The following is a 7074-nucleotide window of genomic DNA, read 5'->3' as shown; positions in this document are numbered from 1 at the left end:
TGCGCGAGGCCTGGTCGGTGACCGTCAGGGGGTAACAGTATTGGCCGTCGCCGGTCTTGAACTCGCCCTTGAAGTCGGCGCACCACAGATCGTTGGGTGCGGCGGCTTGGGACAGCTGCGTGCCTGCAGCCGTGTTCGCCGCTCGCCTCTTGCGGGCGCGGCTCACCAGGCCATAGCGGTCGAGCACGGCGTGCACCGTCGACTGGGCGGGAATGCGCACGTCACCGGCCAGCTTCCTGACCAGCAGCCCGCGGATCTTGCGAGCGCCCCAATGCGGCTTGCCCTTCTTGGTCTCCACGATCAGCCGCTCGATCTGGTCGGGCAACTGGTTGGCATAGCGCACCGGCCGCCGCGAGCGGTCGCAGAGCGCGTCCAGCCCCTCGTCTTTGTAGCGGTTGAAGATCTTGTAGCCGGTCTTGCGCGATGCTGAGCTCGCGGCACAGCGATGCCATCTTCTCTCCTTGAAGAAGGCGAGCCACGAAGCGTAGACGTTCCTCCATTGCCGAACACTCTCTCCACGGCATCAACACCTCCGGCCAAAAGCCAAAACTGTTACCCATGTGTCCGGTACAAAACGTCACCTATGTCTCGGGTCGCTCATTTCCCTCCACAGTATCCCGCACTCGCTCAACCTACGCTACAATACCACTTAATATCGGGATCCCGTGACTTTGGGGTTGGAAAGCGGAACGCCCGGTTTCGGCTGCTTTGCGATGCTAGTGGGATTATCGTGGGGAGAACTCGCGTCGCTATTGCTCTGCTAGAATTTTCTGCAGGCTTCCGGCAGTCGCTTTCAGGTTTTCACTCCACAGCACCAAAAGATCGTGGGTTCTAGGCGCCCCTGTTCCCGGCGGGGCCATCGCCGCCAATTTTATCAGGCGATCCGCATTCTCAGTGAGGCGGGAGACAGTGTCGACCAGGAGCGCCCTGCCTTCCTCCGGCAAGCAGTCAAGAAGCGCCAATCCAGCGCTCAATTCAACCAGGTCAAAACTGGACAACGCCCTGCGCAACAGATTGAGAAACTCCTCCTCCCCGGAGAGCGTCAGCGAGAACAGTGCTTTGCCTGGGCCACGATGACCGGGCTCGTGGCCTTGCGACGAAATCAGACCCTCTTTGGCCATCTGCTGGAGTGAGTGATACACGGATCCGGAATGTAGCCGGGTCCACATCTGCACCTGCCAATCCTCCAGAACCTGGCGGATTGCATAGCCGTGCAATACGCCTTTCTCCCTCATCGCGCCGAGTACCAACAATCTCACCACGTTCATGCAATGCTCTCCAATCGCGGACTAGCCAAATTTGGCTAGTCCGCTTAATACTGGTAGCCAAACTTGACCAATGGAGGCCTTAACATGAGCATGTCGATCGCCGGTATCAGAAATTTTCTTGAGACAGCCCTTCCTTCCGTCACCGTCGATGACAGCACGACAGACCTGTTCTTTTTCGCCGGAGAGGAGCGGAAAATTCCTTTCGCAACCATTGTCACACATGACACCCCGTTTGATTCAGCGTCGAACCTCAAGCGCGGGGACTTGTTTCGTCTCAATCTGGTTACCGACAAAGAAACGTTCGAGCATCTGTTTGGCATTACCACGCCAAAAGCACTGGACGACGTTGACTTCGATTATCAGGCGCTCGACCGGCTTTTCCCGCATCCACTCTACGGAAAAATGCGCTGGATCAGCGTTATTAACCCGGAAACGGTTTGGGAGAGTTGCCAGGAGCTTCTTGTTAAAGCCCGCCAAATCCGAGAGCTTCGACCGAACAGCTGGTAGCGGCCACCGAAATCGCCGCCAATTTTCCTGAGAATGCGCACAGCGAGCGGAACCGTGCTGTAGTGAGGCCTGTGGCAAGAAACCAGAAGCAAACCTGAAAGCTGACGGCGCCGAACGAGCGACGGGCGGCGGCGCTGAAGGCGATGCGGGATCACGACATCTTGCAGCGTCGGGCCTGCCGCATCGTCGGTGTCGATCCAAAGACCGTCCGGCGCGACCGTCCGTCGGACAACGCCGATGTTCGCAATGGTGAAGGGTTTCGGGTGCCGGCAGGCGTACGAAAGCCTCTCATGCAGGAACCCGCGGGGCACAGTTGACGGCTATGGGGGTTTCTATCTGCCGGCGATGGCGCGACCGCCGCTGGGATGCGTGGGGATGGATGCGAAGAGGCGGCTTCGTTGTGCCTCCGCGCGGTCCAGCCAATCCCGCACGATGCTTGTTGTGAAGGTGTCGGCAGCGATATTGACGGTGGACGCGCGAGGATCCGTTGCCGGAGGCGAAGTGCCTGCGGCTGCGGGCTTAACCATGCCATTCCGGTTCATTGAGCTGTCTCCCGGTTCGTGGCGGTTGCATCGGGCGGACCGCGCGGTCGCCTCCAGCGTGCGAAGGTCGCGATGATGATCATGTGTCCCCCACAGCAGGGGCATGGCGGACGGTAGTCGTCCGGTTCGACTGGTGCCTCGGCATCGGGTGGCATGGTGGCACTCAGGAGTTTGCGGGCGAGCGCGAGACTGGCCTTGCGGGCGGGGCCGGCAAGCAGGCCGAAGTGCCGGATGCGATGGAAGCCGCGTGGCAGGGCGTGAAGCAGGAAGCGGCGGATGAACTCGTCGGTCGCAAGGGACATGACCTGCTGCCGATCGGCAGTTTCGGGGTGGAGGGCGGACTGGGTTTCGGGCAACAACTTGGGGGAAGCTGCCACTCCCACCAAGTTAGCGCTCTGGTAACAACACGCCCCCAACTCGGCCGCTCGGAACTGACCTTAGCCTTCCGAAGCACGGGCATCCGCATTATCGAACCCGACCAGTCGTTCGCCCGAAGGCCCATGAAGCGAGAGTGGATAATCGAGGCCATGCGACTATTCCGCCGAGACCGGAACGTGGGTGACAACGAGTTTCACCAAATAGCCACCCTCGGAAACGACGACAAGCGCCTGGCCATCAAGGTTCAGCAGCATGTCGAGGCTCGGGTCTCGATCCTCGCTCATTTATTGTTACCATCTACAGATAATGACGGCAGGTTCCGATTGTCAGGATCACCATCAATCGGGCCGAACAGCCGGTCGAGCACATCACCGAAATGCCGTTCAAAGATTTCGACCTTGGACATCGTGACGGGCACCATTTCCGGCCAGTCGTCAATGATCGGCAGCGTCTCGACATCGACGATACGCAGCGGCGATCTGCGGCGCTCCCGCCCGTCCGGCATGGGATCACCGGCATAGTCGAACAGATCGTCGGGCAGCGTTTCAAGTGCCTTGGTTCTCGGCCGCCCCCTGCGGGCGCGGCGGCGCTCTGCGCACATGGAAGCCTCCGTGGTTCAGATGGCTTCCGGCGCGATCAAGTCCCCGGAATTCATCGAACCATGGAGGGAAGCCGGCGGCCCGTAGCGTGCCGCAGTTGGGGCTATACGCGGGCGGCACCCCAATGTGAGTGGCCTCAAGAACCGATCCCTATCAGCTAATCCGCAAGATGCAAAGTCAAGTCGCAACAAATATGCAGGCGTTCACCTGCTTGATGTTGACATGCAGTAAGATACCTGCATATTGGAACCCTGATACCGACGGGAATAGCAATGGACGATGACAAGGTTTTCAAGGCGCTGGCCGATCCGAACCGCCGAATGCTGCTGGACCGGCTTTGCGAGAGGAACGGCCAGACGCTTGGGCAACTCTGCGATGGAATCGATATGAAGCGCCAATCCGTAACGCAACATCTGGGGCTTCTCGAACAGGCCAATCTGATCAGCACAGTCCGGCGTGGGCGGGAGAAGCTGCACTACATCAATCCGGTCCCGCTCTACGAAGTCTATGAACGTTGGATCAGGAAATTCGAGGAAAGCCGGCTGAGCCTGCTTCACGACCTCAAACAGGAACTTGAAGGGAAAGAGAGATGACAGACAAATCCGCCAGTTTCGTCTACGTCACCTACATTCGCACGACGCCGGAAAAGGTGTTCGAGGCGATAACGCGCCCTGAAATTGCCCGTCGCTATTGGGGGCATGAAAATGTGTCGAGCGATTGGAAGCCCGGCTCTGCCTGGCAGCACGTTCGCACTGATGCGACGCGTACCGTCGATCTCGTGGGCACAGTTCTGGAAAGTGATCCGCCGAGGCGGCTGGTTCTCAACTGGGCCAATGAAAGCCAGAAGAATGATCCTGACGCATACAGCCGCGTCACCTTCGATATCAAAACACAGGGTGATATGGTTCAGCTGACTGTTGTTCATGATGAACTGCAACCAGGTAGCGGCATGTTGAACGGAATCAGCCAAGGTTGGCCGCTCGTTCTCTCCAGCATGAAATCATTTCTCGAAACCGGTCTGGGTTTCGACCTCTGATCGCCATACGAACTTTCGACAGCGGAAATATCTCATGACCGACAAAGCATATGTGGGTGGCTGCGCGTGCGGAGCCATCCGTTATCAAACGACAAGCGCACCCATCTTCGAAAACCACTGCCAATGCGCCGATTGCCAGAAGCGAAGCGGCACCGGGCACGGCTCCTACCTGTCCTTTGCCCCGCGTGATGATGTGGAAATATCAGGCACACTGTCAGAATGGACCACAACAGGAGACAGTGGAAACGAAAAAATCCATGCCTTCTGTCCGACATGCGCGACGCCGCTCTATGTGACATTTCCTGCCATGCCAGACCTGATTGCTATCCATGCGGGCAGCCTTGACGATCCCTCCCAATTCAACCCGCAAGCGCTGACCTACGCTGTTCGTAGCCAGAAATGGGACGGGATCGACGGCGACTTGCAGAAATTCGAGCGGATGCCAAGCTAAGCGACCTTGCTTCATATGAGCAAGAGAGGCGCTTTGAACGGCGCATTTCGGCAGGTTGTAGCATTTGTCTCCATATTATTAGCGGATGCATTTTCGCCGCCATGCATCAACCAGTCATACTACCGTTCTCCCGCCGTACCTTTGCGAACCCTCTGTCGGTCGCAATAAACCGCTCCGGCGTAGTGTCTCGCGCGGGTCTGACCCCGCCACATGAAACCGGAAATGTCATCCGACCCGATCGCCTTGACGCCCTCGATGGCGAGGACGCCGATCGGCGTCCTCAATGTGCCGCCAGCGTGCACCGTGGGCTTGGTCCAGCGCCGGAAGGGAAGCGTTATTCAGCTCGCCTAGATGCCATCGAGAAGCCGGCTCTTGGACAGCGTATTATCTCCATGTGTTGGCGTGATCGGCCGCAAATGTCGAGAACGACAGCGCCGGATGGCCGCGAATATCCTCAACCGCCGACGTGACGCCGGCCGCCGCGATCATTTCCGAACGGCACACGTCGTCTGTGATGTTCACATAGCCGACGGGCTTGTCTTCCGGCGTGACCAGCATTGCGGCCGCCTGCTCGTAGGTCAGCCCTTCTGGCCCAGTGAGGTCATAGGCACGGTCGCGCCAAGCCTATTTAAGCTCGCTTACGTTAGCATGTTCGTTATTTAAGTATGGATGTGATTGTTTAAATAGCGCCGTACTGCCAAGATGGCGCTATGACCGATTCCAACCCAGATCAGCGCCTTGGCCGATATGTCGAAACCCCTGTCGCGGGCGAGACCGTGCGCGCCTTCGTTCCGCCGCCTCTGCCGCCGAAGCCGCAGATCGACGTATTGGCTCTTCTGGATCGACTGAGCCTCGCCGAGCGCGCGCTCGGGCGACTGGATGGCATTACCATGCTGCTGCCGCGCCAGGAACTCTTCCTCTATATGTATGTGCGCAAGGAGGCGGTGCTTTCGTCCCAGATCGAGGGGACGCAATCCACACTGACCGATCTTCTGCGCTTCGAGAATCAGGCTCAGACCGGGGAGCCGATCGACGACATCCGCGAAGTGTCGAACTATGTGGATGCGATGATGTATGGGCTGGAGCGGCTAGAAGAGCTGCCGCTGTCCTTGCGCCTGATCCGCGAGATGCATGCTCGGCTGCTGCAAAGCGGACGCGGTGACACCAAAAGCCCGGGCGAGTTCCGCCGTTCGCAGAACTGGATCGGCGGTTCGCGCCCCGGCAATGCGCTCTATGTGCCGCCGCCCGTCACCGAACTCGATGCCTGCCTCGATGCGCTTGAGCGTTTCATTCACGAAGACGGATCGCAATTGCCGGCACTGATCAAGGCCGGACTGCTGCATGTCCAGTTCGAGACCATCCACCCGTTCCTCGATGGCAATGGCCGCATCGGTCGCCTTTTGGTGACACTGTATCTTTGCGTCAACGGGGTGCTCCGCAAGCCGCTGCTCTATCTCAGCCTCTATTTGAAGGCGCATCGTGCCGACTACTATCGTCTGCTCCAGGAGGTGCGGGAGCATGGCAACTGGGAGGCCTGGCTCGATTTCTTCTTGGCGGGTGTAGCCGAAACGGCGAATCAGGCTTTCGAGGCGGCCACCCGGATTGTTGACCTCTTCAAGGAGGATCGCGAGCGGATCACGAACGAAAGCGACCGCGCGGGCTCGGCGCTGCGCATCCACGATCTTTTCCAGCAGAACCCGGTCCTGACCTCCAACCAGCTTGTCGAGCAGACGGGCCTGTCGGCGCCGACAGTCAATGCGGCCTTGGTCGATCTGGAGAAGATGGGCCTCGTCGGGGAGATTACCGGGCGTAAGCGGGGGAGGGTGTTCAGCTACCAGCGCTATCTTGCGATCCTCAGTGAGGGGACCGATCCTTTGCCTGCCGGCAGCTGAAATTTTCCGTTCGCTGCTCAACCTCAGTCGACAACTATTGCGTCGGCAGATGAATCACGGCGACAAGCGCCAACTCAACGTGGGGTCGCTGGGTCTGTTTCCTACGCTGCTGTGCGAAATATCTCCTCAAGGAGTGCTGTGTCCATCTGGAGCATCATGGGGAGAAGAGGAGAGGGCGGTCGCAAGTAATGATGATTGCAGGCGCCCGCAACCAAATTTAACCCGCTATTCCAATGGGTTGGCGGCTTTTTGATTCTTAGGCCCCTTTCATGAAGTCCTCTGTGGGATCATATCGGAATCACGTCCAAATGACGTGCCCGCCGTTTCGACCGGACGTTCGGCGTAAGCAGAAAGGCTCAAGTTGGCCTATGAATGGGGTACATTCAGGACGCGGGTCATTG

At 58.7% G+C, this 7074-nt stretch carries 9 protein-coding genes and 3 pseudogenes (1 of these 12 cut by a window edge); 6 read left to right on the top strand and 6 right to left on the bottom strand.

The window, feature by feature from the left end; genetic code table 11:
• Both GN330_RS02170 and GN330_RS02165 read right to left on the bottom strand, forming a co-directional pair.
• Positions 1-524: pseudogene (locus tag GN330_RS02170) on the bottom strand (integrase core domain-containing protein) (it extends 671 nt beyond the left edge of the window).
• 225 nt (positions 525-749) lie between these two features.
• Complete coding sequence (locus tag GN330_RS02165; protein WP_156710970.1) at positions 750-1268, bottom strand: PadR family transcriptional regulator; 519 nt, start codon at positions 1266-1268, stop codon at positions 750-752.
• Positions 1269-1352: 84 nt separating this feature from the next.
• Between GN330_RS02165 and GN330_RS02160 the strand changes: the two genes are divergently transcribed.
• Entirely contained in the window at positions 1353-1775 is a 423-nt protein-coding gene (locus tag GN330_RS02160) for a DUF6194 family protein (protein WP_156710968.1), read from the top strand.
• 119 nt (positions 1776-1894) lie between these two features.
• Positions 1895-2020, top strand: a pseudogene (locus GN330_RS02155) (IS3 family transposase); the annotation flags it as partial.
• A gap of 293 nt (positions 2021-2313) precedes the next feature.
• Here GN330_RS02155 and GN330_RS02150 read toward each other — a convergent pair.
• The 3 genes and pseudogenes from GN330_RS02150 to GN330_RS02140 all read right to left on the bottom strand — a co-directional run.
• A pseudogene (locus GN330_RS02150) lies at positions 2314-2637 on the bottom strand (transposase); the annotation flags it as partial.
• Between the two features lie 213 nt (positions 2638-2850).
• Positions 2851-2979: a hypothetical protein gene (locus GN330_RS23925; RefSeq protein ID WP_281349357.1), complete on the bottom strand. Its 129-nt coding sequence runs from the start codon at positions 2977-2979 to the stop codon at positions 2851-2853.
• Positions 2976-3296 carry a hypothetical protein gene (locus tag GN330_RS02140; protein ID WP_156710966.1) on the bottom strand — a complete coding sequence of 107 codons (321 nt, stop codon included), beginning with the start codon at positions 3294-3296 and terminating at the stop codon, positions 2976-2978. The genes GN330_RS23925 and GN330_RS02140 overlap by 4 nt, the downstream gene beginning before the upstream one ends.
• 270 nt (positions 3297-3566) lie before the next feature.
• Here GN330_RS02140 and GN330_RS02135 point away from each other — a divergent pair, with 270 nt between their 5' ends.
• The 3 genes from GN330_RS02135 to GN330_RS02125 are packed head-to-tail and all read left to right on the top strand — an operon-like array spanning position 3567 to position 4781.
• Positions 3567-3887 (top strand): ArsR/SmtB family transcription factor, encoded by a 321-nt coding sequence (locus GN330_RS02135; RefSeq protein ID WP_156710965.1) that lies wholly within the window; start codon positions 3567-3569, stop codon positions 3885-3887.
• A complete protein-coding gene (locus tag GN330_RS02130; protein WP_156710963.1) occupies positions 3884-4330 on the top strand; it encodes an SRPBCC family protein in 447 nt (148 codons plus the stop codon). Before GN330_RS02135 ends, GN330_RS02130 begins: the two co-directional genes overlap by 4 nt.
• 34 nt (positions 4331-4364) lie before the next feature.
• Positions 4365-4781 (top strand): GFA family protein, encoded by a 417-nt coding sequence (locus GN330_RS02125; RefSeq protein ID WP_156710961.1) that lies wholly within the window; start codon positions 4365-4367, stop codon positions 4779-4781.
• A 384-nt stretch (positions 4782-5165) separates the two neighbouring features.
• Here GN330_RS02125 and GN330_RS02120 read toward each other — a convergent pair whose 3' ends face one another.
• Complete coding sequence (locus GN330_RS02120) at positions 5166-5339, bottom strand: hypothetical protein (protein WP_156710958.1); 174 nt, start codon at positions 5337-5339, stop codon at positions 5166-5168.
• A 152-nt stretch (positions 5340-5491) separates the two neighbouring features.
• On the opposite strand from GN330_RS02120, the gene GN330_RS02115 reads away from it, so the two are divergent.
• The gene (locus GN330_RS02115; RefSeq protein ID WP_156710956.1) at positions 5492-6673 is read left to right on the top strand and encodes a Fic family protein; all 1182 of its coding nucleotides are present in this window, start codon (positions 5492-5494) and stop codon (positions 6671-6673) included.
• The last annotated feature ends 401 nt before the right edge of the window (positions 6674-7074 follow it).

The organism is Nitratireductor arenosus, assembly GCF_009742725.1.
Taxonomy (GTDB): domain Bacteria; phylum Pseudomonadota; class Alphaproteobacteria; order Rhizobiales; family Rhizobiaceae; genus Mangrovimarina; species Mangrovimarina arenosa.
The sequence above is the reverse complement of the archived record's forward strand: the minus strand, read 5'-3'. Positions and strand labels throughout refer to the sequence as shown.